At 55.3% G+C, this 25,585-nt stretch carries 22 protein-coding genes; 1 reads left to right on the forward strand and 21 read right to left on the reverse strand.

Annotated elements, in window-relative coordinates:
• Window positions 1–420: 420 nt before the first annotated feature.
• From JFN91_RS21035 to JFN91_RS21045, 3 genes are all read right to left on the reverse strand, one after another.
• Window positions 421–3,780, reverse strand: coding sequence for an RNA-directed DNA polymerase (locus tag JFN91_RS21035; protein ID WP_199391113.1), 3,360 nt, complete (start codon window positions 3,778–3,780; stop codon window positions 421–423).
• A gap of 61 nt (window positions 3,781–3,841) precedes the next feature.
• Window positions 3,842–4,336 (reverse strand): hypothetical protein, encoded by a 495-nt coding sequence (locus tag JFN91_RS21040; protein ID WP_199391114.1) that lies wholly within the window; start codon window positions 4,334–4,336, stop codon window positions 3,842–3,844.
• A 1,001-nt stretch (window positions 4,337–5,337) separates the two neighbouring features.
• Window positions 5,338–5,988 (reverse strand): hypothetical protein, encoded by a 651-nt coding sequence (locus JFN91_RS21045; protein WP_199391115.1) that lies wholly within the window; start codon window positions 5,986–5,988, stop codon window positions 5,338–5,340.
• Window positions 5,989–6,309: 321 nt separating this feature from the next.
• On the opposite strand from JFN91_RS21045, the gene JFN91_RS21050 reads away from it, so the two are divergent.
• A complete protein-coding gene (locus JFN91_RS21050; RefSeq protein ID WP_199391116.1) occupies window positions 6,310–6,612 on the forward strand; it encodes a helix-turn-helix domain-containing protein in 303 nt (100 codons plus the stop codon).
• A gap of 100 nt (window positions 6,613–6,712) precedes the next feature.
• Here the strand turns inward: JFN91_RS21050 and JFN91_RS21055 are convergent, their stop codons facing one another.
• The 18 genes from JFN91_RS21055 to JFN91_RS21140 form a co-directional block, all read right to left on the reverse strand.
• The gene (locus JFN91_RS21055) at window positions 6,713–7,180 is read right to left on the reverse strand and encodes a hypothetical protein (RefSeq protein ID WP_199391117.1); all 468 of its coding nucleotides are present in this window, start codon (window positions 7,178–7,180) and stop codon (window positions 6,713–6,715) included.
• Between the two features lie 222 nt (window positions 7,181–7,402).
• Complete coding sequence (locus JFN91_RS21060; RefSeq protein WP_199391118.1) at window positions 7,403–7,996, reverse strand: hypothetical protein; 594 nt, start codon at window positions 7,994–7,996, stop codon at window positions 7,403–7,405.
• Entirely contained in the window at window positions 7,983–8,957 is a 975-nt protein-coding gene (locus JFN91_RS21065; protein WP_199391119.1) for a hypothetical protein, read from the reverse strand. The genes JFN91_RS21060 and JFN91_RS21065 overlap by 14 nt, the downstream gene beginning before the upstream one ends.
• Before the next feature lie 120 nt (window positions 8,958–9,077).
• Window positions 9,078–9,452: a helix-turn-helix domain-containing protein gene (locus JFN91_RS21070; protein WP_199391120.1), complete on the reverse strand. Its 375-nt coding sequence runs from the start codon at window positions 9,450–9,452 to the stop codon at window positions 9,078–9,080.
• 565 nt (window positions 9,453–10,017) lie between these two features.
• Entirely contained in the window at window positions 10,018–11,472 is a 1,455-nt protein-coding gene (locus JFN91_RS21075; protein ID WP_199391121.1) for an NADH-quinone oxidoreductase subunit N, read from the reverse strand.
• Between the two features lie 31 nt (window positions 11,473–11,503).
• Entirely contained in the window at window positions 11,504–13,183 is a 1,680-nt protein-coding gene (locus JFN91_RS21080) for an NADH-quinone oxidoreductase subunit M (protein WP_199391122.1), read from the reverse strand.
• 50 nt (window positions 13,184–13,233) lie between these two features.
• On the reverse strand, window positions 13,234–15,237 hold the full coding sequence (gene nuoL, locus JFN91_RS21085) for an NADH-quinone oxidoreductase subunit L (protein ID WP_199391123.1): 2,004 nt from the start codon (window positions 15,235–15,237) through the stop codon (window positions 13,234–13,236).
• A gap of 147 nt (window positions 15,238–15,384) precedes the next feature.
• On the reverse strand, window positions 15,385–15,687 hold the full coding sequence (gene nuoK / locus JFN91_RS21090) for an NADH-quinone oxidoreductase subunit NuoK (RefSeq protein ID WP_183343823.1): 303 nt from the start codon (window positions 15,685–15,687) through the stop codon (window positions 15,385–15,387).
• A gap of 19 nt (window positions 15,688–15,706) precedes the next feature.
• Window positions 15,707–16,210: an NADH-quinone oxidoreductase subunit J family protein gene (locus JFN91_RS21095; protein ID WP_183343825.1), complete on the reverse strand. Its 504-nt coding sequence runs from the start codon at window positions 16,208–16,210 to the stop codon at window positions 15,707–15,709.
• 10 nt (window positions 16,211–16,220) lie between these two features.
• The gene (gene nuoI / locus JFN91_RS21100) at window positions 16,221–16,619 is read right to left on the reverse strand and encodes an NADH-quinone oxidoreductase subunit NuoI (protein ID WP_129124942.1); all 399 of its coding nucleotides are present in this window, start codon (window positions 16,617–16,619) and stop codon (window positions 16,221–16,223) included.
• 42 nt (window positions 16,620–16,661) lie between these two features.
• Complete coding sequence (gene nuoH / locus JFN91_RS21105) at window positions 16,662–17,711, reverse strand: NADH-quinone oxidoreductase subunit NuoH (protein ID WP_199391124.1); 1,050 nt, start codon at window positions 17,709–17,711, stop codon at window positions 16,662–16,664.
• Between the two features lie 41 nt (window positions 17,712–17,752).
• On the reverse strand, window positions 17,753–20,218 hold the full coding sequence (locus tag JFN91_RS21110) for a molybdopterin-dependent oxidoreductase (protein WP_199391125.1): 2,466 nt from the start codon (window positions 20,216–20,218) through the stop codon (window positions 17,753–17,755).
• Window positions 20,219–20,353: 135 nt separating this feature from the next.
• Window positions 20,354–22,135 (reverse strand): NADH-quinone oxidoreductase subunit NuoF, encoded by a 1,782-nt coding sequence (gene nuoF, locus JFN91_RS21115; RefSeq protein ID WP_199391126.1) that lies wholly within the window; start codon window positions 22,133–22,135, stop codon window positions 20,354–20,356.
• 37 nt (window positions 22,136–22,172) lie between these two features.
• A complete protein-coding gene (nuoE, locus tag JFN91_RS21120) occupies window positions 22,173–22,679 on the reverse strand; it encodes an NADH-quinone oxidoreductase subunit NuoE (RefSeq protein WP_183343835.1) in 507 nt (168 codons plus the stop codon).
• A gap of 31 nt (window positions 22,680–22,710) precedes the next feature.
• A complete protein-coding gene (nuoD, locus tag JFN91_RS21125) occupies window positions 22,711–23,880 on the reverse strand; it encodes an NADH dehydrogenase (quinone) subunit D (RefSeq protein WP_199391127.1) in 1,170 nt (389 codons plus the stop codon).
• 57 nt (window positions 23,881–23,937) lie between these two features.
• Window positions 23,938–24,423, reverse strand: coding sequence for an NADH-quinone oxidoreductase subunit C (locus JFN91_RS21130; protein ID WP_183343839.1), 486 nt, complete (start codon window positions 24,421–24,423; stop codon window positions 23,938–23,940).
• Window positions 24,424–24,456: 33 nt separating this feature from the next.
• Complete coding sequence (locus JFN91_RS21135; RefSeq protein WP_183343841.1) at window positions 24,457–24,969, reverse strand: NADH-quinone oxidoreductase subunit B; 513 nt, start codon at window positions 24,967–24,969, stop codon at window positions 24,457–24,459.
• Window positions 24,960–25,316 (reverse strand): NADH-quinone oxidoreductase subunit A, encoded by a 357-nt coding sequence (locus tag JFN91_RS21140; protein ID WP_183343843.1) that lies wholly within the window; start codon window positions 25,314–25,316, stop codon window positions 24,960–24,962. Before JFN91_RS21140 ends, JFN91_RS21135 begins: the two co-directional genes overlap by 10 nt.
• Between the last annotated feature and the right edge of the window lie 269 nt (window positions 25,317–25,585).

Consider the following 25,585-nt stretch of genomic DNA (forward strand, 5'->3'; position numbering starts at 1 on the left):
CAATGCTAGAAAAACTCTTTTCTTGCATAGGGGAACTTTTTTGCCCTTGACCGACAGCCTTTAATGGGTGACCCCAGATTCCCGCGCATGAAGCGGGCGAGGTTGGTTTGGCTGGGCCGAAGCAGCAGGTGAAGGTGGTTGGACATCAAAGCCCAGGCAAGACAGTCCATCTCCATCTTTACGAGGAGTTCGGTAAAATGATCGACAGGTATCGAGAAAGATGTCACGTCGCTCTATACCCCTGACGATGACGTGCTGAAGGACGCCGGCTATGTCAAGGCGTGCGGCTCGTGGCATGCACCCCAGCCTACCAGCCAACGCCTTAAAGTCAACTAATCAACACCGTCCCCCTGCCTCCGTCCCCCTGCCTCCCCATAATTTCATGGGCGTCCCCCTGACTCCTTTTCTCTTAAAGGCCCTTTAGCCTAAAAAGAAGTTCCGCAAAAACTCTTGAGCCCAAATTGTTTCATTTCTATTTTTCACAATAATAAGGTCATCACACTTATGCTCTGAAAGTACTATGTCTAGTTCCAGCTTTAATGGAATTTTTTTATCTTGGAAATAATCGTTTATAAAGTTTATTTCCTCAAAGAACCATTTGTATGCCGCATTTATAAATATGCAATGGAATCTGCATTTGTCTTTGCTTTCACCACACAACTTAGATATGACATTTGTAGCAGAGGGTATTTTGCATACAGATTCGCATTTGCTTTTAATTGAATCCTCTTCCAGATGCATATTTGGTAAATACTTATGGGAGATGCAAATTTTTACGGTCGTACTTTTTGTTGATAAAGGCTCAGTCCTCTCAATTCTAATGCTTTCTACGCTCAGATGTTTTGCCCAATGGAAAATTGAAATATCATTCATTCTTTGGAAATTTCTGTCAATGACCTCTCTAGATACGCGTTCACTACTAACATCACAGAGATCAGCAATTCTGAGTAACAACGAAAGCAACTTTAAGTTTAATGGATGCCGACCATCATGAAGGTCGTCAGTAAGTAAACTCTTAAACTGAGATTTGTACCATCCATGTGACGCTGAAATAATGCCGACATCTCGCCTCTCAGCGACAGACAGTGGAAGTTGTGGGTAGTCACTGTTCAATTCTTGTTCGGACACGTATGGGTGGCGGTCGCGAACTAAACTTTCGTAAAAATTTTCAATGCCTTTGTGGACGTCAAATAAAAGCTTATAATTTAGTTTGTCAGATAAATTTTTAGGATTAATTACTGGCAGTCGAGACATATCCCTAGACAAGTTGGTGAAATTTATACTGCTTTTGTCATAAATAGCTTTAGAAGAAGGTGGTGAAAGCATCGCGATATCGTGCAAATAACATGCAGTTAAAAGTCGGAACATTTCTTTTTTGTTAAGATAAATACAAAAACCGGATTCTTCAATTATTAGATGGATTGCGGATACTAATTGACGTGCATGCTCTTGATTATGAAGAGTATAAAAATAACAATCTTTGGATCCATGCTTCCAACTATTTTCAACATATCGAATTACCCTAAACAGTTTGTCCGTTAACTCACCGTCATTTATGTAATGATGTACAATCTTCGAAGTCTCGAAGTATGAGGGATCTATGATTGATCGGTTACTGTCACTTGTGTCAGTAAGTATAATGAGGGCCAACTCTGTATACTTTTTCAGGCTTAGCCCGTTTGCTTTTGAAAGTTGCAACAATCGGAACTGCCAAAAAGTCAGGCCGTACGGAAGGGCTTTAACATTATTGCCAAGCACTTCGACTTCAAAGAGGCATTTAAATAAGTTTCCGATAGCCGAGCGCCAAATTTTTGAAGGAGACTGGTAGTATAGGAGTTCATTCTGATAACCAGGATTACCGTATAATGTTACTTGGTCATTTTTTTCATCTACCCAAATATAATGTGGATCTAATACGCTGTGTGGTATCAACGATTTGCTTGATTGCTGTATGGCTAGCCAATTGAATACTTTATGAAGTATCCTGCGTTTTGTCTCGTGGCTAAGCGATGCCCCCACCTCCCATAAACTGTTTGCACCAGTGGCAACCTCTTTTCGCAGAAATGTTCTAAAATTGGTTCTATTGTGTTTAAAAAACCTGTAGCTTACACCTTTAAACTTTTCATCATGTAAATACCCCGGATCCTCCCAATAAGGTGAAAATATTGTGTATCTAAGAATATTATCTTTCTGAACCAGGCGCGGAGTAACTGACCTCTTTTGGTACAGAGTTGGGAGATAAGGACTGTCTTTTTTGTGTATTACATGCAATGCTGCTAGCAGTTCACGGTCATCTGCTGATAACGGCCTTGCGTTTACCAACTCTCTGAAATACCTATACCACTCTTCATGGCACCGTGACATTGCAGCTTTAAGATAAAGAGGCTTGCTTGTTATTGATTCAAGCAGTGCAACTATCTCTTTACGTCTAATGTTGCTTAAGCGAAGTTCGGATGGAGACCACCTGAACAGATACTGGAAAGCTAAGTATCTGACATATGAAATTTCTTCAAATTGTGGTTCTGTTGCCAATTTCTCAAAAAGGTCTAAAAGGCGTTGCCGATCTCTTACCGTACTTGTGGTAATAAATAATACATGCAGCATTGCAACTAAGTTAGATCCAAGAAGTTCATCAGTTGTGATTCGGTCATAACCTTTATTCCACTCTTCAGAAGTTGTTATAAGCCTCGTCACTCGATAGCTTACAAACTTATTCAGTCTTTCTATAAACTTATCATTTTCATTACCAAATACCTTTTTAGCTTCGTCTAGTAAGTTCAAAAGGTTGTTTTTCATTTTTACATTGCCATCTACGGCCAATATTACGTCGTCATTTATTGCTCTATTCAAATTCGACGCTTTTCCCATTAGTTTGGCTTCAAGTTTTTTATTGTCGTCTAGTCGCACTACCTTTGATTTTAAATCATTTACACTAAGACTAAGTTCGACACGCAAAATCTTTTTAAGACTGTCGAATGTCTTATTTGCTTGTGCTTTTCTCTCAAAGTAAAATCTGAAGTCATCCACGTATGCAAAATATTTAGATCTGGTCAACAAACCTTTATTTTTTAGCGTTCTAAATACATCTTTTAAGTAAAACATTGCTAATATGGGGGAATACAATGTGCCTTGAGGCAATCCCTGAATATCAATCCTCTCACCTTTGTAATCCACCTGTGGGATATTTAATATCTTTTTTAACCACAGGAGTAGTATGTCACCATACTCAAGATTAGGTTTTACAATGTGCTTTGAAATTGCAGAAAGCAAAGTTTGGTGATTTATCGAAGGGTAAAACTGTTCGATATCTAATTCAATTAGATATTTGTAATGTGATGTTTCATCAAGAGCCTTTATTTCCTGTTCTACAAACTTTGAATAACCCTCCTGCCATCTTTGGTAGAAATAAATTGAATTCGTATTCTGTATTTTATATCCGAAATTTTCCGTGGCTAAAAGAGGTGAAATAAATTCCGAAATAACATTTAAAACACACTGAGCAACTACTGCATCGAAGAAACTTATTCTCGCGAGTGGCCTCATAACCCATGTCTCATTTATTTTCTTTTTAGGCTTATTTAAGATTTCTATCGGCAAGAATTGAAATTTATCTGGTTGTTTCAGTCTTTCCTTAATGTACGTATATATTTTTGGAGTACAACCTTCAAAGAGGTCTTGTTCATGATTCGAAGAAATCTCCCTGTTCATATGGGTATTTTTTGTTCTCTCGAATGCAAGATTGATATTTCTGTAATCTGTGAGTCTATTAAGTAAATCCATTCCCACACCTCTTCTATTGGTCTGCGTAATATCTTCAACTATTGAAATACGGGAAAAGCACCTAGAAGTTTACAGCAACCTGCCGTATCCTCGGCCACTTACTCCCTTCTCTTCCTTTTAGTAGAATCGACGCTGCATCCGGTCCGTTCCCACCCTCTCGCGGGACCTCAGTGCCCTTCCGCTTGAAGTGCTTGGCCACCAGGTTTTCGAACTCGCCCCAGCTCATTTCGTTCAACGATGCGACATCCGTGCGGGACTTGACGGTTTCGTAGAGCTTGCGCTGTCTTACAGAGTTATACGCAGAGAGAGCTGCTGCAAAGAGGAATGCGACAGGAAAGATTATTTGCCCAAACATCGCAAGGACGATGTAAAGGCCTTTGACCGCCGCGTCACCCATCTGTCCGGGTGCTGCAGTGGCCGGCATTATTGGCCGGGCGGCGACTGCGTGAAGAATAACGTACGAGACAAGGGCAAGGATGACGGAAACCCACCAGGGGAATTTGCTGGCGATGATAATGAGATCTTCGATGGGGCTGGTGCGCGGTCTTCGTGCCATGTGACTTTACGGAACTCCTGAAGGGGAAATCGTAAACACACAATTAGCACATAGATTGGCTTTAATAAAGCAGAATCAACATCTAACCTTGGGCACGCAAAGCCGCAAAGGCGCAAAGAAAGTGCGATTACAGGGATAAAGGGGATGAAAGGGATAACTGCCAGGGCTGGAGGCTCAACCTTTGTCGTTCTCAATTTACTAGCGGGGCTGGAGGCTCAACCTTCTAGATTTTGAATTTACGGACGAGGCCGAAGGCTCAGCCTTTTAGGTTTTCAATTTACTTCCGACGCCGGAGGCTCAACCTTTCGGGTTTTGAATTTACTGGCCAAACCGGAGGCTCAGCCTCTGTCATTTTGATTTTACTGACGAGGCTGGAGGCTGAACCTTTGGCAATTTGAATTTACTCCTGACGCTGGAGGCTCAACCTCTGGCGTTTTCAATTTACTCTCGACGCTGGAGGCTCAACCTCTGGCGTTTTCAATTTACTCTCGACGCTGGAGGTTCAACCTTTGGCGATTTGAATTTACTCTCGGCGCTGGAGGCTCAGCCTTTTGCGCTCTCAATTTACTGGCGAGGCCAGAGGCTCAGCCTTTTGCGTTCTGAAATTACTCCCGAGGCCGGAGGCTCAACCTTTCGTGTTTTCAATTAACTCCCGACACTGGAGGCTCAACCTTTGGCGATTTGAATTTACTCCCGGCGCTGGAGGCTCAGCCTTTGGCGCTCGCAATTTACTGGCGAGGCCAGAGGTTCAGCCTCTGGCGTTTGCAATTTACTGAAGAGGCCGGAAGCTCAGCCTTTGGGGGGTTGAATTTTCTCCCGACACCGGAGGCTCAACCTTTCTTGAGGATGTAGGAGAACCCGCTTGGTTCTTGAGCTTTGGCAACGCTGACAGCCCCTGCGCGAGAATTGGTCTTGGCTTCTGGAGGGATGAAGTGGGTTCTTGGGGATTCGGTGAGGGGTGCGGCTGCAGTTGAATTCTGCAGCCGCACCAAACTGGAGGGCTAACTCAGCACGATGTCGACAACGGAGGACCACGGCCCGTAGCCGGCGCTGTTGTGGTACCTGGCCCGAATGTAGTAACGTTTCACCAGGTCGCCTTTCATTTCCACCTTGCACTTGTAGGCTCTCTCCGCGCTTTTCCAGGAGGATTCATCGTTGGGGGTTTCCGTGAACTGAACCTCGAGGCTGCCCATGCCTGCAACCTTGTTCACCAGGACATAGTAGATCCCGGACCCCTTGGGGCCTGGCTTGAGTTCCACCTTGGTCGGCTGCCCGGGCACGGAGGCGGTTGCCGGTTTTGTTGTATAGACCCTGTGGCTTAAGTCGTAGCCGACATCCATCAGCGAGGGGTCTTTGTGGTACGTGGCGAACATAACTGAGTGCTGGCAGGCGAAGGTGACCTTCATAAAGATCTCTTCGCGAGTATTGTCCCTCTCTTCCGCCATGAGTTTGTCGCCATGCTTCGCGGCGTTTGACTTTTGCCCCAGGAGATCCGCCAGCGAATCAAACGTCTCTGCCACCGGGACATGTTTCCCGACGTCTTGAAAGGCTGCGTGCCCCCTTATCCTTCCAGCAAAGGTTCGCACTTCGTGAATGAGATCACCGTCGGATAACTTCGTGAGACTTGACAGGTCGTGCTTAGGAACGAGCATAATGGCCTCCATAAATGAGGTTGGATGGACGCCAACATTATTAATCACTAATAAAAGATGTCAAGCGACAGGTCAGTATTTCTCGGAGTCCACCTTCGGGGTTTGGAGGAAGGCCTGAAGGCATCTCACGCAAAGCCGCAAAGGCGCAAAGAGAAGCGATCTACAGGGATAAAAGGGATAAAAGGGATAACTGCGAGTTACTGCCGGTGGGCAACGGAGGTCTCCCTAAGGCTTGGGTTCCAGGACCTAAAAGCGGGACGCAATCATTGCCAGGTTTACGCCCATGCTCCAATGACGTACCGTATTTCAGGGGGAATATCCATGAGCGATGAACTTTTCCAGGAGTTGTTGGAAAGTGTGAAGCAGGGTGCAGCGATAATGAAAGGGGAGACGGAACCCTCCCGCTCTTTTGACTTTCCTGAAACGGAGGTTCGTGCTCTGCGTGAAAGATTTGGGCTGTCCCAAGACAAGTTTGCAAACCTCGTCGGAATCAGCGTCGGGACGCTGCGCAATTGGGAACAGGGGCGTCGCAAGCCGGAAGGCCCGGCGCGAGTGCTGCTGAGAATTGCGTTACTACATCCCGAGGCTTTGCTGGACGCCGGTGGGAGGCATAAACGGGTGTAGTCATTGGGCAGCAGTAAAGCTCGTTCAGTCATGGATCGAGATCCAAAAGGAAAATCTGTTGACCGATTGGCACCTCGCCGAAAACGGGCAGAATCCGTACTCACTCGGCACCAGGCCGTCGATAAATGCCACTATAATCACTTCCGAAGACATAGCGCTCCTGAGGGTTATCCTTTCTCTTAAAGCCAAACCATTTCATAAGCATCCTTCCCCTCCGGACGTTGCTCACATCCAGCTCAGCCAAAGGTTCCTGCTTGTCGTACTTGTCCCAAGGCAAAGCTGCCCCACCAGTTCCTACTTCCAGCACACTGTCAAAGAATACGTAGACCTTGCCTTGCCGTTTATCAAACTGGTATCGGACGTTTAGGTAAATCTGGTTTGATTCCACGCAAAAAGGTTCGAGCTTGCCCTCAAGTCGGATGTCTATGCAATCTCCGCAAGCGCAATCCTCAGCGTCAGCTCCTACTTTCACCCACTTCCCAGTTATCTCGGGACCATTTTCGGCATACGCAATTGTAGCCAGAGAAAGTTGCACCACTACCGCAAGCATGATGGCTCTCGGTGTCATCGTCTGCTCCACTCTGCCAGGGCTGTAGCCTCACCTTTACACTCTCCGCCCTGTGCGGAAAAAAGGCGGAGTGCGTGTAAATGTACCAAGGTGTGGGCTGAGGGCAACCTTCTGCCTGATTCTCTTATGTTTTCCTACGCTTACAACTAGAAAATGACTAACAGGGATGAAGGGGATGAAAGGGATAGGACATGGTTTACGTGAGAAATTCTTCGGGCATGGCTAAGGCTTGATGAGAGCTGTCAGTTTGCGGCGCAGGGCAGACCATTTTGCTACTGTCTTTTTTGATGCCGGCGGGACTTTGTAGCCATCGTCTCTGGTTACGTGCAACGCTGTGGCTGATGCATCTATGTAGTAGATGCGGTAGCAGTAAGGGGTAATCTCTGAACCTGTAGGTTCTTTCTCTCCGACTATCAATCCAGCAGTTTTCCGCTGCTTTGCGATGTCACAGGCTGGCACAGGTATTAGGCCGTCAGATTTCGCGTCTGCTGCCTGCTCTGCCAGATACTCAGGTTTGAAGAAGTGCCCATCTTCAAGCTCATACGTTTCCCCCATTTTGTTTCCGCGCCTATATATCAGTATTTTCGATTCCTTTGTCGGGGAGGAGCACTGGATAAGAGTTGCATCAGAGGATTGACTGTAGGCGATGATTCCGGAATACCCGGAACATGGAGATGTCATCAAGTCATCTGCCAATATGTTTATTGCGCAGACTCCTAATGAACAATCTGCAGGTGTGGCCTTCTCAGTTGCCCATGATGGAGAGATCACACCAATTTGCACCACCAACGCTGCAATTGCCCTAGATATCAACATACATCCCCCCCGACACAGACAAGAGCGATAACTTTGGATTTTTTCTTTCTACGCTAAGTCCATTGGCATCTGAACGAAATGTGGAACCGGTCAGTATAGCCATTCTTCGACTGATGCAATCCGCAGCGTACCTAGCTCTTGCAATGCGCCCTCTTTCTGTGACCACAATTTTCATTATTTCTAGCTGTGTTGTGGCCTTTTTCAATCGGACTTGCCTTAATATCTCCGTCTTGACCTTGCTTATGCTATGCTGCTGCACGCACAAATCATACAGCGCAACATATGTTCTCACTTGTATCCTATGGAACGCTGACGGAAACATTGCTCTTAGGATTTTAATTACTTGCATCACTAACGGATGTATCTGCTCGATTGCCTCTTTATTTTGTATGTCCTTGAAAACCTCTACCTCCGCCAACTTCCTGAAGCAACTTCTAAATTCATTCTGATTTTTTGCACTCACGCGTTTGGCCCATAGCAACTGTGCTGTCTTGTCATTAGAACTAATCGCCGTCTTCAAATTTTCGTACTCCATATTCTTCCCAAAGCACCCCTCGAAGCTCAAGGGATCTTTAAGCAGCATCTTCTTAAGTAACGGACCAAGAGTCATTTGGCCAAAGTTCCACTGTAACAGCCCGAATGAAATACCTTGGCCATCAGAATTACCTGCTAGGGCTGAATAACCGCCACCTTCGAAATACGTTGTGATTTCAATTGCTATAGTCTGTACCCGTCCAAGAGAAACCCTCTCTATATTTTGGGAAAGCGGTGAAGCTACTTTTTCAAAGGCATGTCGTGAAGGATCTGCTGCATCGTTTCTTCCTAACGGGCCCGGAGTGTCGGCGAGTAGGAGGTTTTGTCGGTGTGGCGCAGCGGCATCATTGTGGCCGAGAGGGCCCGGGGTGAGGGTGGGGCGCTGGAAGGGGTCGCGGCGGAGGTGGGACTGACGGGAACCGGCCATCTTGGAACCTCCTTTGGGAGGGGGCGTGAAGATGGAAATGTACCAAGGGCTCGGCGGGTGTCAAATCAGGAGGACAGCGTACATCTGACACGTGGAGGGTCACGGAAAGTTTCCGTGTTTCTACAAGAATACGCGGTAATCAATATTGAGGGCGTCGGCCAGCCTTCTTGCGGTTTCCTTGCCGATGGGGCGCTTGCCATTCTCCATCTCGCTGATATGGTGCTGCGCTATACCGGTCAGTTCGGCTAACTGTCTCTGGGTCAACCCCTCTTTGCCGCGTGCGCCACGGATGGCTACTCCGCCGCCGTTCCATGCCAACTCCGGCGATACTTCCTCAGGGGTGTAGACCTCTTTTTCTTCCAATGCCCACTCCGTGAGATCCCTCACCCTCAGAGCCTGCGCCATCCTGCGCAGTTTCACCATCTCGGCATAGGTTCCTTCGAAGCGTGCTTCTATCTGCTTTTCAGTACGGGGCTTGTTCGTGAGTGCCCGCATATATCACCTCGACCAATCGGACTTCGCGTTTATCCTCTCGCCATACAGCCACATATGTCGGCCTCCCCTTTCTAACGTGACAGTGATGCTCCGTGCCGGAAAGCTTCGAGTAGTGCGGCCAATTTCCTCGTACTGGTCCGCCTATTCGTATTTCCATCATCAAGGCATCAATCCCGTCCCGCACAACCTGGGGGAGTTTGATCACCGTAACCCATTGGCTGGATATTATCAAGAGGAGTACAGGCTAGTGGACCAAAGGCAAATCCCCCCTGTCCCCCCTTCGTTAAAGGGGGGGGACGTGAGGGGTGCGGCAACGCTTCGTGGGCAAGGTTTCGCAGGGGTGGGGCGCTTTGTTTTTGTTGGGTCGTGCCGTGCGAGGTGAGTGAGGTGGACGGGCGAAGGATTATTCGCCCCTACAGGATTACGGGTACGCCTCGGGGCGCTGCGCCCTCACCCCTGCCCCTCTCCCGGAGGGAGAGGGGGTGGACTTGAAAGGTTCATAAAACGCAAAGAGGGCACCCGGTGTTGGGTGCCCTCTTTGTTGCTTCTATAACCTTAGCTCGTCTTAGAACTGTACGGCTTTCTGCGCCAGCTCAAGGACGGTGCCCGGGACTACGCCGAGAACCAGGGTGGCACCTACGGCTACCAGCAGACATACTGCGATAGCGGGGGTGGCACCGGCCCACTCGAAGTCTTCGGTGGGGTCTTTCATGTACATGAAGACCATGACGCGCAGGTAGTAGTACAAGGACGCTGCGGAGTTCAGTACGCCGATGATGGCGAGCCATACGTAACCGGCCTTGATGGCGGCGCTGAAGAGGTAGAACTTCCCGATGAAACCGGCGGTCGGCGGCATGCCGGCCAGGGAGAACAGGAAGATGCTCAGTACCATTGCCAGAAGCGGCTTCTTGTGACCGAAACCGGCCAGATCCTGCACGTTGCCGTTGATCTCGCCTTTCTTGGTGATGAGAACGATGACACCGAAGGCGCCGATGTTCATGAAGGCGTAGGAGAGCATGTAGAACAGGATGCCTGCTGCACCTTCTGCGTTGACGGCGGCGAAACCTACCAGCGCGTAACCGGCATGGGCGATGGAGGAGTAGGCCAGCATCCTCTTCACGTTGTCCTGGGACAGCGCGATGATGTTACCGACGGTCATGGTCAGTACGGCGAGAACCCACAGCAGGTCGCTCCACTCAGCCCTCAGCATCGGGAAGGCGAAGATCATGACGCGGATGAAGGCTGCGAAACCTGCGGCCTTCGGACCGGCGGACATGAAGGCGGTCATCGGGGTCGGTGCGCCCTGGTAGACGTCCGGGGTCCACATGTGGAACGGTGCGGCGGCAATCTTGAAGCTGAAGCCGACTGCGATGAGCAGCATGCCCACGATGAAGAGCGGGTTGCTGGCTACACCGGGGTTGCCCATGACGTAGGCGGAGATGGCCTGGATCTTGGTGCTGCCGGTGGCGCCATAGGTGAGCGCCATGCCGTAGAGCAGGAAGCCGGTGGAGAAGGCGCCGAGCAGGAAGTACTTGAGGCCCGCTTCGTTGGATGCCAGGTTGTCACGGTTCCAGCCTGCCAGGATGTACAGCGGGATGGAGAGGAGCTCAAGACCCAGGAAGATGACCATGAGGTCGGTCCCGGATGCCATCAGCATCATGCCGACGGTGGCGAAAAGCACCATCGGGTAGAGCTCGCCCTGGTTGCAATCCTCCTGGACCATGTAGCGGTCCGCGATGAGGATGGCAAGGCCGGCGGAGATGATGAAGATGACCTTGAAGAAGATTGCGTAGTTGTCCTGCACTACCGATCCGTTGAACGCTGATACCGACGGCCCCCAGCCGCCCACCGCGCTCGCCGCGGTCACTGCAAGGCCGATGATGCTCAGGTAACCGAGGTAGGCCTTGTTCTTGCCCGGCACGAAGACGTTGACGAGCAGCAGCACCATGGCGATGCATGAGAGTAGGATCTCAGGCATGATCACTGCCAGGTTTATGGCCGGCATAGCAATTGTTTCCATCTATAATCCTCCGTCAGTAGTTCTAAGCGGTCTATTTTGCTTCGTTGTTTGCGGGGATGGCCGGGTGTCCTGCGGGCATGCCGGCAGGGGCTGCACCTGCTTCCGGCATCGCCGGGTGACCTGCGGGCATGCCGGCGGGTGCCGCACCTGCCTCGGGTACTGCCATGTGACCCGGGGGAAGTGCCATAGCTGCCGGCATTGCTGCCTGTGCTACCTGCTTCTGAACCTTGGTCTGCGCGATCATCTTGTCGATGGACGGCGCCATGGTGTCGATGATCGGACGCGGGTAGATGCCCAGGAAGAAGATGAGGAAGATGAGCGGCAGCATGATGGCCACTTCGCGGGCATTCAGGTCCTTCAGGGTCTGGTTCTTCGGGTTGCTCAGCTCGCCGAACATGACGCGCTGGAACATCCAGAGCATGTAGACGGCGGAGAGGATGACGCCGGAGGTGGCGATGATGGCGTACCAGCGCAGGCCACTCTCGAAGGAGCCCAGGAGCACCAGGAACTCACCGACGAAGCCGTTGGTGCCCGGCAGGCCGATGGAGGAGAAGGTGACGATCATGAACATGGTGGCGAAGACCGGCATCTGCTTGGCCAGACCACCGAAGTCGGTGATGAGACGGGTGTGACGACGCTCGTAGATGAAGCCGACGATAAGGAACAATGCGCCGGTGGAAACACCGTGGTTCAGCATCTGCAGCATGCCGCCGGTGACACCCTGCTGGTTGAGGGCGTACACGCCCAGCATAACGAAGCCCAGGTGGGCTACCGAGGAGTAAGCAACCAGTTTCTTGACGTCCTGCTGCACCATGGCCACCAGCGATGCGTAGATGATACCGATCACGGAGAGGGTGGCGATGAGCGGGGTGAACTGTGCGTTGGCATCCGGGAACAGCGGCATTGCGAAACGGACGTAACCGTAGGTACCGCACTTCAGCATGACGGCGGCCAGGATTACGGAGCCGGCGGTCGGTGCCTCGGTATGGGCATCCGGCAACCAGGTGTGCAGCGGGAACATCGGGACCTTGATGGCGAAGGCCAGGGCGAAGGCCAGGAACATCCACATCTGGGTGGTCGGGTCAAGGTGCAGCTGGTAGAAGCGCAGGATGCTGAAGTCGCCGCCGCCCGCCTTGAAGTAGAGGCTGATCAATGCGACCAGCATGAGGAGCGAACCGACCGCGGTGTAGATGAAGAACTTGACTGCTGCGTAGATCCTGTTCTTGCCGCCCCAGATACCGATCATGAAGTACATCGGGATCAGCATGATCTCCCAGAAGATGTAGAAGAGGAACAGGTCGATCGCGATAAAGGTGCCGATCATGCCGACTTCGAGGAGCAGCAGGCAGATCATGTATTCCTTCACCTTCTCCTCAACCGCCGTGTAGGTGGAGAGGATGGCGATGGGCATGATGAAGGTGGTCAGGATGACCAGCCACAGGCTGATGCCGTCGATGCCCAGATGGTAGCTCATCTGGAAGGGACCGGCCGCGATCCAGGGGATGTTCTCGAGGAACTGGAACCCGCCGATGTCGCTGCCCGGCGCGTTGTACCCGGTGATCAGGGGCAACGAGAGGACGAACGTCACCACCGTAACCGCCATGGCGATGCTACGGAGCACGCCGTGGCTGTTCTTGTTCACAAAGAGGAGCAGTATCGCCCCGATCAGCGGTGTGAAGGTTAATATGCTCAGTAACGGTAGCTGGTTCATTTACTCTGCTCCTTTTACTTACAGGTCAAAATTATCTCAAGTCTCGAATCTTAGCGGAAGATGTACACCGCGACGATCAGGGCCACGCCGAACACCATGGTGTAGGCGTAGTTGTGAACGAAGCCGGTCTGCACGTAGCGCAGGATGCCGGAGAAGCCGCGGACCACCGCTGCCACGCCGTTCACGATACCGTCGACCACCAGCACGTCGAACCCTTTCCAGAGGAAGTTGCCCAGGGCCTTGCAGGGGTTGACGAAGGCGAAGTCGTAGATCTCGTCGACGTACCACTTGTTGTAGACCGCGCGGTGCAGTGCCGGGAAGGTCGAGGTGAACTTCTCGGGGAAGCCCGGGGCTGCGATGTACAGTGCGAAGGCGAGAGCGATGCCGCCGCAGGCGATCAGGACGGAGACACCCATGAGGCCCCACTCCATGGCGACGGAGTGCAGACCGTGCGCGCCGTGCGCCTCGGTGTAGTGGGTGGAGTAAGCAAAGACCGGCTCGAGCCAGTGCTCGAAGAGGTTGGGCATGCCGCCCAGTGCTTCGCCGAGGACCTTGGGTACGCCGACCCAGCCGCCGACCACGGAGAGAGCGGCCAGGCAGACCAGCGGCACGGTGATGACCCAGGGGGACTCGTGCAGGTGGTGGAAGGCCTTGTCGGAGAGACGGGTCTGGCCGAAGAAGGTCATGAAGACCAGGCGGAACATGTAGAAGGCGGTGAGGCCTGCGGCCACGGCGCCGGCGCCCCAGAGGACGTAGTTGACGGCGTGGTGGTGCGGGTTGGCGAATGCCTGCCAGAGGATCTCGTCCTTGGAGAAGAAGCCGGCGAAGCCCGGGATACCTGCGATGGCGATGGTGGCCAGGAGGAAGGTGATGAAGGTGATGGGCATCTTCGCCTTCAGGCCACCCATGTTCCTCATGTCCTGCGGGTCCGCTTCGGAGTGCTCGTGGTGCAGCGCGTGGTGCATGCCGTGGATGACGGAGCCGGAACCGAGGAACAGGCAGGCCTTGAAGAAGGCGTGGGTCATCAGGTGGAACACGCCGGCGGTGAAGGCGCCGACGCCCATGGCCAGGAACATGTAGCCGAGCTGGGAAACGGTGGAGTAGGCGAGGACGCGCTTGATGTCGTTCTGGGCGGTGCCGATGGTCGCCGCGAAGAGGGCGGTGGCGGCGCCGACGCAGGCGACGACCAAGAGCGCGGTCGGGCTCTTGATGTAGATGAAGTTCATGCGGGCGATCATGTAGACGCCGGCGGTGACCATGGTGGCGGCGTGGATGAGCGCGGAGACCGGAGTCGGGCCTTCCATCGCGTCCGGCAGCCAGGTGTACAGCGGGATCTGGGCGGACTTACCGGTGGCGCCCAGGAAGAAGCAGAGACAGACGGTGGTGACCACGGCGCCCGGGACCAGGAGGTCGGCGTTCTTGGCCAGTTCCACGAAGTTGATGGTCCAGACGTTGTGGTTGTGACCCAGGTAGTAGAAGAGGGTGAAGAGACCGAGGAGGAAACCGAAGTCGCCGACCCTGTTCATCACGAACGCCTTCTTGCCCGCGTCGCCGGCGCTCTTCTTGTGGAAGTAGTAGCCGATCAACAGGTAGGAGCACAGACCCACGCCTTCCCAGCCGATGAACATGAGCAGCAGGTTGTTGCCCGACACCAGGCAGAGCATGGAGAAGGTAAAGAGGTTCAGGTAGCAGAAGTAGCGGTAGAACCCTTCCTCACCGTGCATGTAGCCGATGGAGTAGAGGTGGATCAGGAAACCGATCCCCGTTACGATCATCAGCATGGTTGCGGACAGCGGGTCGATCAGGAAGCCGATGTCGGCCTTGAACGGACCGCACTGGATCCAGGTGAAGATGGTCTTCTGGAACACCCGCTCCTCGCCCGGCAGACTCAGGAGCTGGAACAGGATCCCGCAGGCGACCATGAAGGAGGCGAACACGCTACCGGCGGCGATACCGCCGATGACCGTCTCGTTCTTTATCTTCTTGCCGAGTAGGCCGTTGATGACCGAGCCGATGAGAGGGCACAGTGGGATCAACCATACTAAATCAAACATCCCTGACTCCTTTTATTAACTAAAGGTTCTAAGTTCTATGTTCTAAGTTCTACGTTTCGACCAACCCTGACTCTCGCTCTTCAGCCTACGCCTGTTCCGGTTTTAACCTGGAACGTAGAACGTAGAACCTAGAACGGTATTCGCCGTTTAGAGCTTGAGCAGGTTGACGTCTTCGACGTCGATGGACTCGCGGTTCTTGAAGAAGGCGATCATCAGCGCGAGACCTACGGCTGCCTCGGCGGCGGCCACGGTCATGACGAAGAAGACGAAGACCTGTCCGTCGATGTTGCCCAGGTGCCTGGAGAAGGCGATGAAGGTCAGGTTCACCGCGTTCAGCATCATCTCGATGCACATGAAGATGACGATGGCGTTTCTCTTGGTCAGGACGCCGATGGTCCCGATGGCGAAGAGTATGGCCGAAACTATCAGGTAATTTTCGATCGCTAGCATGTCTGTTCCCCTCGTAGCGTTAAATTTTCTTTTTGGCCAGGATGACGGCGCCGACGATCGCGGCTAAAAGCAGCACCGAGGTGACTTCGAACGGCAGCAGGAAGTCGGTGAAGAGCGCCTTGCCGATCAGCTCGACGTGGCCGACACTCACGATCTGCTCCTTGGTCATCTCGCCCACCTTGCCGGTCATGGAACCTTTCATCAGGAACCAGATGGTCTGGAAGAGAACGAAGAGGCCGATGGCGGAGCCTGCGATCACCGCGTGGGTGCCGCGCTTGACGGTCTCAACCCTCACGTTCAAAAGCATGATCACGAAGATGATCAAGACCATGATGGCGCCGGCGTACACGATCACCTGGGTGGCCGCCATGAAGGGGGCGTCCAGCATGACGTAGAAGGTCGCCAGGCAGAAGAAGGTCATCACCAGCGACAGCGCGCTGTTGATCGGGTTTTTGCAGGTGACCACGAGTATGCTGGAAATAACGGCCACCGCAGCCACGACGAGAAAGAAGATCGATTCCATTGCTGCTCCTTTATTTCTTTTCTAAGAGTCTGTCTTTGGTGTAGGTGAAGTCGGCGCGCGAGTAGTTGGCGAGTTCGAACTGTTCGGTCATCCGAATCGCGTCAACCGGGCACGCTTCCACACAGTAGCCGCAGAAGATGCAGCGCAGCATGTCGATTTCGTATTTCGCAGCGTACTTGTCGTGGTTGGCGTCCTCGCCGGCCTCGACGGTGATGCACTTGGCCGGGCAGACGGTGGGGCAGAGGTAGCACGCAACGCACTTCGCCTTGTCGTGGGACACGTTGAGCGCGTGCAGTCCGCGGAAGCCGGGCTTTACGTCAGGACGCTCGGTCGGGTACTGCAGGGTGACCGGCTTCTTGAACATATGTGAAATGGTGATCTGAAGACCTTTGATGAGCGGCATTATCATTTGCGGCACCTCGCCTAGAAGTTGTGTAGCTTGACTCTTTCTCTACTTGCTGATGAACATGACCCACAGGCCGGTCGCCATCACGTTGACCAGGGTGAGCGGCAGGAACACCTTCCAGCCCAGACGCATGAGCTGGTCGTAGCGGTAACGCGGGTAGGTGGCCCTGACCCACATGCAGACGAAGATCAGGAAGTACACCTTGGCGATGAACCAGAACCAGCCCGGGAGGAAGGCCGGGCCATGCCAGCCGCCCAGGAACAGGGTGGTGGTGACGGCACAGACGGTGATCATGTTGGCGTATTCAGCCATGAAGAACATCGCGTACTTCATGGAGGAGTATTCGGTGCAGAAGCCGGAGACCAGCTCCGTCTCGGCCTCGGGAAGGTCGAACGGGGTCCTGTTGATCTCGGCCAGGGAGCAGATGAAGAAGATCACGAAGGCCAGCGGCTGCTTGAAGGCGTACCATGCGCCACCTGCCTGATCGGCGACGATCTTGTGCAGGGAGAGGCTCTCGGAGAGCATGAACACCGAGATGATGGCGAGGCCGGCAGCGAGCTCGTAGGAGATCATCTGCGCCGCGGAGCGCAGGCCGCCCAGGAGCGAGTACTTGGAGTTGGAGGCCCAGCCGGCGAGCACGATGCCGTAGACGCCCAGGGATGCCATGGCCAGGATGTAGAGGACGCCGACGTTGATGTCGAAGACCTGCTTGCCGGCCTGGTCGTAGTAGGCAGCGATCTGCAGCGGTACGGTGTAGCCCCCGATGGTGATGGTGTCACCGAAGGGAATGACCGCGAAGGAGATGAACGCCGGGATCAGGGCGACGAGGGGAGCGATCAGGAAGGCGAACTTGCTCGCCTGCGACGGAACGATCTCCTCTTTGAAGAACAGCTTGACGCCGTCCGCGATCGGCTGCAACAGGCCGTGCCAGCCGGTCCGCATGGGACCCAGACGTACCTGCATGTGCCCGATGATCTTGCGCTCCGCGTAGGTGGCGTATGCCACGGTCAGGAGCACGAAGACAAAGGCTACGAGCACTTTGGCAACCATGGCTATGTAGTACGCGACCGGCAGTCCTAAGATTAGCGTATCCATCTGATAGTCTTCCCCTCTTGTATAGATTTTCTAGCTGTTGGCTACTTCTTCGCGACGGAGACGTAGGTGACTTCCGCACCGTCGGTGATGGTGTTGACGCTCCCCTCACCGAAGTGATACGGGGAGAAGACCACGCCCTGCGGGACGCGCTTGCCGACCTTGGCGACAACCTGCACCGCGCCGGTGCCGGAGGTCACGGTGACCTGGTCCCCTTCTTCGACCTTCAGGGCCGCCGCGTCGGCGACGTTCAGTTCGGCGTAGGCATCCGGGCAGACGTACATCGGGCCTTCGCCGAAGCGGCTCATGGTGCCGCAGTGGTAGAGCGCGCTGCCGGTGACGAGGGCCAGCTTGCCGGCGGCCGGAGCCGCAGCCTTGGCGGCTGCCGGGACCAGCTTGGCGCTGAGCGCCACCGGGTAGACCGCACCTTCGTCCTTGAGCCCCGCCTGGGTGAGACCCTTGTAGGCCGGGACGGATGCCGCGATCTCGGTGAAGACCTCGCCCTGGTTGTTGTAGCGTGCGCCGCCCAGAGCCTGGGACAGGGTGTTCAGAATCTCGAAGTCGCTCTTGGCAAGGCCGATGGCGGGGATCGCCTTCCTCACGTTCTGGACCCTGCGGCCCAGGGAGGTGAAGGTGCCGCTCTTCTCGGCGAAGGAGACTGCCGGGAGCACCACGTCGGCCATGGCCGCGGTCTCGGTCAGGAAGAGATCGGAGACCACCATGAACTCGACGTTCTCGAGGGCCTTCTCGACTTTCTTGCGGTTCGGGTAGGACACCACCGGGTTCTCACCGGCGACGAACAGGGTCTTCACGTTGCCGTTGGCGCAGCCGTCGATGATGGCGGCGGCGTTGAGGCCGGTACCTTTCGGGTAGATGCCCATGTCAACGGCACCCTGGCTGTTGTTCTTCTCGCCCATGATGAGGAGGCCCGCGCCTTCCTTGCCGACCTGGCCGGTGAGGATGGCGAGGTTTGCTGCCGCGTTGGCAAGCACCGCGTTGTGGCCCGGGTAGCCCTGGCCGATGGGGAGAATGATGAGGGCCTTCTCCGCGGAGGCGAACTCCTTGGCGATGGCTGCGATCTCCTCGGCGGAGACACCTGCCTTCTCGGCGGTTGCATCGGCGACGGCTGCCTTCAGCGCGTCGAGACCGGCAACGCCTTCTACTGCCAGGCCCTGGTCGATGACCGACTTGCAGAGGGCGTTGAAGAGGGCGACTTCGTTGCCCGGCGCGTGGACGGTGGTCTTGGCGCCCGGCAGGCGGGTCAGTTTCCCTTTCTTGTCGGAGACGATCCTGAGTGCGATCCCTTTCCTCTTCACGCCGAGGTTGATCTCGAAGCCGATGACCGGGTGGGTCTCGTAGGCGTCGCTCTTGACCACGAGGAGGAGGTTGGATTTCTGCACGTCGGCGATCTCGGCCGGGGAGGCGGCCACGCCGAAGGAGGCGACGGCGCCCTTGGTCAGCGCCTCGTGGGCGTAACCGGCGGAGTGGTCGATGTTGTCGGTGCCGATGGTGCCGCGGAAGAGTTTACCGAACAGGAAGAGCTCTTCGTTGGTCAGGCGCGGCGTGGCGAGGGCGGCGATGGAAGCCGGGTCGCTCTTGCCGGCGGCGAGCCTGGTGGTCACTTCGGCGAGAGCCTCTTCCCAGGTAGCTTCCTGGAGCTTGCCGTTTCTGCGTACCAGCGGCGCGGTGAGGCGCTTGTCGGAGTTGACGAACTGGTAGCCGAAGCGGCCGCGGGTGCAGAGCTGGCCGTTATGGAAGCCCTGGTTCTCGTCGTAGATGGTGGTGAGCACCTTGCCGTCCTTGGAGCCCAGGGTCAGCTGGCAACCGGTGCCGCAGTAGGAGCAAACGCTCTTGGTCTTCTGCAGCGCCCACCAGCGGGCCTTGAATTTGAAGGGACGGGAGTTGAGGGCGCCGACCGGGCAGACCGAGACGCAGGAGCCGCAGAACTCGCAGTTGAGCGGTCCGTCGAACTCGGTACCCATCTTCGCCTCGATACCGCGGTTGATGAAGGTGTAGGCACCGTAGGACACGATCTCGTCGCAGATCCTCGCGCACTTGCCGCAGTGGATGCAGCGGTTCATGTCGCGCTCGATGAGCGGGTTCTCGTAGTCGATCTCGTGGTTGAACTTCTCGTCCACGAAACGGTTCATGTTCACCTTGTACTCATAGGTGAGGTTCTGCAGGTCGCAGTCGCCGGCGGCATCGCAGACCGGGCAGTCGATCGGGTGCTTGAGGAGCAGGAGCTCCAGCACCAGTTTCCTTGCCTTGACGATCTCATCGGTGGTGGTCTGCACGATCATCCCCTCGGTAACCGGGGTGGTGCAGGCCGGGATGAGGCGGCCTTTCATCTGCTCTACCTCGACCAGGCACATGCGGCAGCCGCCGAACGGATGCAGCTTCTTGTCGTGGCAAAGGATGGGAATCTTGATGCCACAAGCCTTGGCGGCGTCGTAAATGGTGGCGTCTTTTTCTACCGCAACCTGTTTTCCGTCTATCGTAAGATTTACCATCTCGACCTCTGTCTCCATAGAATCCGTTCAACGTTCAACGTTCAACGTTCCCCTTCAAGTTTCGGGTGCTAGCTACTTGCAGTCATGCGTCCGGCGGTGACGGTTTTAACGTCGAACCTTGAACGTTGAACCGCTTTACTCAATGGCCATGAAGCGGCAGGCGTCGTAGCAGGACTTGCACTTGGTGCAGTTTTCCTTGATCAGCTCGGCGACCTCGCCCTTCTCCCACTTGATCGCGTTGGACGGGCAGGCCCTGAGGCAGGCGCCGCACTTGACGCACTTCTCGGGGACCACCTGCCACAGGAGCAGTTCCTTGCAGGAGTTGGAGGGGCAGCGCTTGTCCTTGATGTGCGCCTCGTACTCGTGACGGAAGTACTTCACGGTGGAGAGGATCGGGTTCGGAGCCGTCTGGCCCAGACCGCACAGGGATGCCTTCTTGATGGTAGCGCCCATCTCCAGGAGGGTGTCGATGTCGGCCATCTCGCCGCGACCCTCGGTGATCCTCTCCAGGATGTCGAGCATCGCCTTCAGGCCGATACGGCAGGGAACGCACTTGCCGCAGGACTCCATCTTGGTGAAGGTCAGGAAGAAGCGGGCCACGTCGACCATGCAGGTGGTCTCGTCCATGACGACCAGACCGCCGGAACCCATCATGGCGCCCGCCTTGATCAGCGAGTCGTAGTCGACCGGGGTGTCGAGCACCTCGGCCGGGATGCAGCCGCCGGAGGGGCCGCCGGCCTGAACGGCCTTGAACTTGCGGTTGTTGGCGATGCCGCCGCAGACCGAGTAGATAACGTCGCGGACCGACATACCGGCCGGAACCTCGACGAGCCCTGTGTGCTTCACCTTGCCGGTGACCGCGAAGATCTTGGTCCCCTTGGTGGTGTCGGTGCCCAGGGATGCGTACCAGTCGGCGCCCTTGTTTATGATGTGGCGCACGTTGGCGAAGGTCTCAACGTTGTTGATGTTGGTCGGAAAGCCCCAGAGGCCCTTGACCGCCGGGAACGGCGGACGGGGACGCGGCATGCCGCGCTCGCCTTCGATGGAGGCCATGAGGGCGGTTTCCTCGCCGCAGACGAACGCGCCGGCGCCCTTCTTGATCCTCATGTCGAAGTCGAAGCCCCACCCCTGGATGTTCTTGCCCAGGTACCCCTTCTCGTAGCAGGTGTCGAGCGCCTTCTGGAGACGGTCGATGGCCAGCGGGTACTCGGCGCGGACGTAGACGTAGCCGGCGTCGCAGCCGATGGCGTAGGCCGCGATCATCATCCCCTCGATGACGCAGTACGGGTCACCTTCGAGGATGGAGCGGTCCATGAACGCGCCCGGGTCGCCCTCGTCGGCGTTGCAGATGAGGTACTTGTGGTTGCCCGGGGAAGCGGCGCAGAAGCTCCACTTCATGCCGGTCGGGAAGCCGCCGCCCCCACGGCCACGAAGCCCGGATTTCTTCACTTCATCGATGACTTCCGACGGCTTCATCTCTTTGACGCACTTCTCGATGGCCTTGAAGCCGTCCTCTTCGAGGAAGGCGTCGATGCGCTCCGGGTCGATCTGGCCGCAGCCGGTCATGACCACGCGCATCTGCTGGTCGACGAAGGTGTTGTAGTAGGCTTTCGCCTTCTTCTTCTCGATGACTTCGTTGTTGACGATGTGCTGGTCGAGGATCGCCGCAACGTCCTCGGGCACCACGAAGTCGTAGGTGACCCTGCCCAATTCAGGGGTGATGACGTCAACGAGAACGTCGTTGGCGCACAGCCCGCGGCAGCCGGTCTTGACGACGTCGCAGCGCTTGCCGACCTGGGCCACGATCCCCTTCTCGGCTATCAGCCTGGTGAACTCGGCCTCGACCTGCTTGGCGCCGGCAGAGATGCCGCCGGTACCCTGACAGATAAGTATTTTGATTCCTGCGTTATCGCTCATGACAAAAGGTCCCCTGCAGAGAAATTGACGTTCCCGGCTACTTCATCGGCCGTGCGTTGTAGGTTTCAATGATCTCGTCCACCTTCTGGACCGTCATCTTGCCGAAGGTGTCGTCGTTCACCATGGCCAGCGGTGCCATACCGCAGGCGCCCAGGCAGGCCACTTTCTCGAAGGTGTAGCGCAGGTCGGCCGTGGTCTCGGCGTGCCCGATCCCGAGGCGCCCGAAGAAGGTCTCGGTGATGCGCTCCGCCCCCTGTACGTGGCAGGCGGTTCCGACGCAGACCCTGATGATGTAACGGCCGCGCGGCTTCAGGTGGAACTGGGCGTAGAAGGTGAGGACGCCGTAGATCTGGCTCGGGTAGACGTTCAGCCTCTCGGCCACCAGATCGATGGTCGGTTTCGGGACGTACCCGTAGGCGTCCTGGATACCCTGCAGGACCGGCATAAGATTGCCCGGCAGTGTCAGGTACTTGTCGATGACTTCGTTGGCCTCGGTCAGATCGATTTCTTCGGCCGGAATTTCTTCGGCTGGAGCGTTAGACATTTACCCCATCTCCTTTACTTGTTGATTAAAACTAACGGTCAATTTCGCCAAGTACGATGTCTAGCGTTCCGATTACGGCAACCAGGTCGGCCAGCATGGAACCCTTGGCCATCTTCTCGATGGCGGAGAGGTTCACGAATGACGGCGGGCGGACCCTCATGCGGTACGGCATGTTGCCGCCGTCCGACACGATGTAGTAGCCGAGTTCCCCTTTCGGGTTCTCTACGGCCATGTATACCTCGCCCTCGGGGACCGGGAAGCCCTCGGAAGCGATCTTGAAGTGGTGGATGAGCCCCTCGATGGAGTTGTACACGCTCTCCTTCGGCGGGTAGCAGACCTGCGGAGCGTCGGCGAGGATCGGTCCCGGCTTGAGCTTCTTCAGGGCCTGGTCGATGATCTTCACGGCTTCGCGCATCTCGACCAGACGTACCTTGTAGCGGTCGAAGGTGTCGCAGTTCTCGCCCACCGGCACCTTGAAGTCGAAGTCTTCGTAGCCGGAGTAGGGGAGGTCGCGCCTGAGGTCGAAGTCGACGCCGGAGCCGCGGAGGGCCGGGCCGGAGATGCCGAAGTCGATGGCGTCCTCTGCGGAGATGACACCGTTGCCGATGGTCCTCTGCAGCCAGATGGTGTTCTTGGTGAGGAGCCCCTCGTAGGTGTCGAAGTGACCCGGGAAGGTGTCGACGATCTCCTGGACCTTCTGCTCGAAGCCGGCCGGGAGGTCGCGGGACAGGCCGCCCACGCGGAAGTAGTTGGAGGTCATCCTGGCGCCGGAGACCATCTCGTAGAGGTCCATCACCAGTTCGCGCTCGCGGAAGGCGTAGAGGAACACGGTCATGGCGCCGATGTCGAGGGCGTGGCAGGCGATCCAGACCAGGTGGCTCTTAAGACGGGTGAGCTCGGCCATGATCACGCGCACCAGCTTGGCGCGCTCGGGGACGTCGAGGCCCAGGAGCTTCTCGACGGCCAGCACGTAGCCCAGGTTGTTGTGCATCGGGGCCAGGTAGTCCATGCGGTCCGTGAGGGGCAGGGTCTGGTGATAGGTACGGTGCTCGGAGAGCTTCTCGATGCCCCGGTGCAGGTAACCGATGTGAGGGGTGATCTTCTGAATCACCTCGCCGTCCAGCTCGACTACGAGCCTGAGAACGCCGTGGGTACTGGGGTGCTGGGGCCCCATGTTCAAAGTCATTATTTCGCTAGCCATTGATCGCCTCTATTTTTTGGAAATGGAAATCGTCCCTGGTTTCGAACTGGATCCGTCTTACGACAGACGCCCTTTGTACGGCTCGCGGTCGGGTCCCTGGAGCGGGTAGTCCTTCCGGAGCGGGTGCCCGACCCAGTCGTCGGTCATCAAGATGCGCACCAGGTTCGGGTGGTTCTTGAAGGTGATACCGAACAGGTCGTACGCCTCACGCTCGAGCCAGTTGGCCGTGTTCCAGAGCGCGGTGGCGGAATCGATGGAGCAGTCCGCCTCGGTCACCGGCGCCTTAACCCTGACGCGGTCCTTGTTGGGGATGGAGAGGAGGTGGTAAACCACCATGAAACGCGGCTCCTGACCCAGATAGTCGACGGCGGTAACGTCGGACAAGAAGTTGTAGCGCAGGTCGTCCCTCAGGCACTTCAGTACCTCGAGGATGCTCTCCTTCTTCACGGTCACCGTCACCTCGCCGCGATGCTCCTTGTATTCGAGCAGGGCATCCGCGAAACGCTCCTTCAGCTTCACTACAGCGCGATTATTTTCTGCCATGTCAGCCTTACCTTTCCCTTTGGTCGTTGTAGATTAAGCGGCGGGTTCGAGTCTTTCGCCCAAGCCAATGGAGGAACCGAAGGAGTTCTTCTCGTTGGCGATCTTGTCCTGGAGCTTCATGAGGCCGTAGAGGAGGGCCTCAGGCCGCGGCGGGCAGCCCGGGATGTAGACGTCGACCGGGAGAGCCTCGTCGATGCCCTGCACCACGGAGTAGGTGTCGAAGATGCCGCCCGAGCAGGCGCAGGCGCCCATGGCGACTACCCACTTCGGTTCCGGCATCTGCTCGTACACGGTCTTGATGACCGGGAGCATCTTCTTGGTCACGGTGCCGGCGATGATGATGCAGTCCGCCTGGCGGGGGGAGGCGCGGAAGATGATACCGAAACGGTCCAGGTCGTGCTTGGCCGCACCGGTCGCCATCATCTCGATCGCGCAGCAGGCAAGACCAAAGGTCATCGGCCAGATGGAGGACTTCCGAGCCCAGTTAACCAGGCTGTCCAGGGAAGTCGTGATGATGTTGTCGCCCAGCGGCTGATTTACTCCCATTCCAGTGCTCCTTTTTTCCAAACGTAGATGTAGCCTACGAAGAGTATGACGATGAAGAGACCCATCTCGACCAGGCCGAACATGCCCAGGCGCTTGAAGAGGACGGCCCAGGGGTACATGAAGACGGCCTCGATATCGAACAGGATGAAGAGCATCGCGATCAGGTAGAACTTGATCGAGAAGCGCTCGCGTGCGCTGCCTACCGGCTCGCAACCGCACTCGTAAGGTGCAAGCTTTACCTGAGACGGCTTCTTCTGGCCGATGAGCGATGAAAAGATCACCGAACCCAGACCGAACAAGCACGCTATGACGACCAGCACCAAGATTGGCAGATATGCACCAAGCATCCCTTATCCTCCCGTACCACCAGGTTTGTTGTTAATTTCTTTCAAAACGCGCGGAAATGCCGTATACTGCACGCTTCTCGACCAACAAGCCCCGCTGCTTCCGATACTTAGCAAGCGCTGCGCCTTCGAAAAAGTATACTGTATACAACATTGCGACCGAAAATTATTTCATTTCACCATCTTTGTCAAGCAGAAATTATGCAATTATCTCCGAACCGTTTACAGAACCACGTATACTTTTCTCAAATTGTATTACACCCTTAGGCCTC

It is taken from the genome of Geomonas anaerohicana, from assembly GCF_016458305.1.
GTDB lineage: Bacteria > Desulfobacterota > Desulfuromonadia > Geobacterales > Geobacteraceae > Geomonas > Geomonas anaerohicana.

What these genes read in the sequence shown, in the direction of transcription:
- JFN91_RS21135 (WP_183343841.1), bottom strand. Translation starts at nt 24,969, where the DNA reads ATGGGAGTAAATCAGCCGCTGGGCGACAACATCATCACGACTTCCCTG.
- JFN91_RS21140 (WP_183343843.1), bottom strand. Translation starts at nt 25,316, where the DNA reads ATGCTTGGTGCATATCTGCCAATCTTGGTGCTGGTCGTCATAGCGTGC.
- JFN91_RS21095 (WP_183343825.1), bottom strand. Translation starts at nt 16,210, where the DNA reads ATGGAATCGATCTTCTTTCTCGTCGTGGCTGCGGTGGCCGTTATTTCC.
- JFN91_RS21065 (WP_199391119.1), bottom strand. Translation starts at nt 8,957, where the DNA reads ATGGCCGGTTCCCGTCAGTCCCACCTCCGCCGCGACCCCTTCCAGCGC.
- nuoF (WP_199391126.1), bottom strand. Translation starts at nt 22,135, where the DNA reads ATGAGCGATAACGCAGGAATCAAAATACTTATCTGTCAGGGTACCGGC.
- nuoL (WP_199391123.1), bottom strand. Translation starts at nt 15,237, where the DNA reads ATGTTTGATTTAGTATGGTTGATCCCACTGTGCCCTCTCATCGGCTCG.
- JFN91_RS21045 (WP_199391115.1), bottom strand. Translation starts at nt 5,988, where the DNA reads ATGCTCGTTCCTAAGCACGACCTGTCAAGTCTCACGAAGTTATCCGAC.
- JFN91_RS21040 (WP_199391114.1), bottom strand. Translation starts at nt 4,336, where the DNA reads ATGGCACGAAGACCGCGCACCAGCCCCATCGAAGATCTCATTATCATC.
- JFN91_RS21075 (WP_199391121.1), bottom strand. Translation starts at nt 11,472, where the DNA reads ATGGAAACAATTGCTATGCCGGCCATAAACCTGGCAGTGATCATGCCT.
- nuoI (WP_129124942.1), bottom strand. Translation starts at nt 16,619, where the DNA reads ATGATAATGCCGCTCATCAAAGGTCTTCAGATCACCATTTCACATATG.
- JFN91_RS21070 (WP_199391120.1), bottom strand. Translation starts at nt 9,452, where the DNA reads ATGCGGGCACTCACGAACAAGCCCCGTACTGAAAAGCAGATAGAAGCA.
- nuoK (WP_183343823.1), bottom strand. Translation starts at nt 15,687, where the DNA reads ATGCTAGCGATCGAAAATTACCTGATAGTTTCGGCCATACTCTTCGCC.
- nuoD (WP_199391127.1), bottom strand. Translation starts at nt 23,880, where the DNA reads ATGGCTAGCGAAATAATGACTTTGAACATGGGGCCCCAGCACCCCAGT.
- JFN91_RS21080 (WP_199391122.1), bottom strand. Translation starts at nt 13,183, where the DNA reads ATGAACCAGCTACCGTTACTGAGCATATTAACCTTCACACCGCTGATC.
- JFN91_RS21110 (WP_199391125.1), bottom strand. Translation starts at nt 20,218, where the DNA reads ATGGTAAATCTTACGATAGACGGAAAACAGGTTGCGGTAGAAAAAGAC.
- JFN91_RS21035 (WP_199391113.1), bottom strand. Translation starts at nt 3,780, where the DNA reads ATGGATTTACTTAATAGACTCACAGATTACAGAAATATCAATCTTGCA.
- JFN91_RS21130 (WP_183343839.1), bottom strand. Translation starts at nt 24,423, where the DNA reads ATGGCAGAAAATAATCGCGCTGTAGTGAAGCTGAAGGAGCGTTTCGCG.
- JFN91_RS21050 (WP_199391116.1), top strand. Translation starts at nt 6,310, where the DNA reads ATGAGCGATGAACTTTTCCAGGAGTTGTTGGAAAGTGTGAAGCAGGGT.
- nuoH (WP_199391124.1), bottom strand. Translation starts at nt 17,711, where the DNA reads ATGGATACGCTAATCTTAGGACTGCCGGTCGCGTACTACATAGCCATG.
- JFN91_RS21060 (WP_199391118.1), bottom strand. Translation starts at nt 7,996, where the DNA reads ATGTTGATATCTAGGGCAATTGCAGCGTTGGTGGTGCAAATTGGTGTG.
- nuoE (WP_183343835.1), bottom strand. Translation starts at nt 22,679, where the DNA reads ATGTCTAACGCTCCAGCCGAAGAAATTCCGGCCGAAGAAATCGATCTG.
- JFN91_RS21055 (WP_199391117.1), bottom strand. Translation starts at nt 7,180, where the DNA reads ATGACACCGAGAGCCATCATGCTTGCGGTAGTGGTGCAACTTTCTCTG.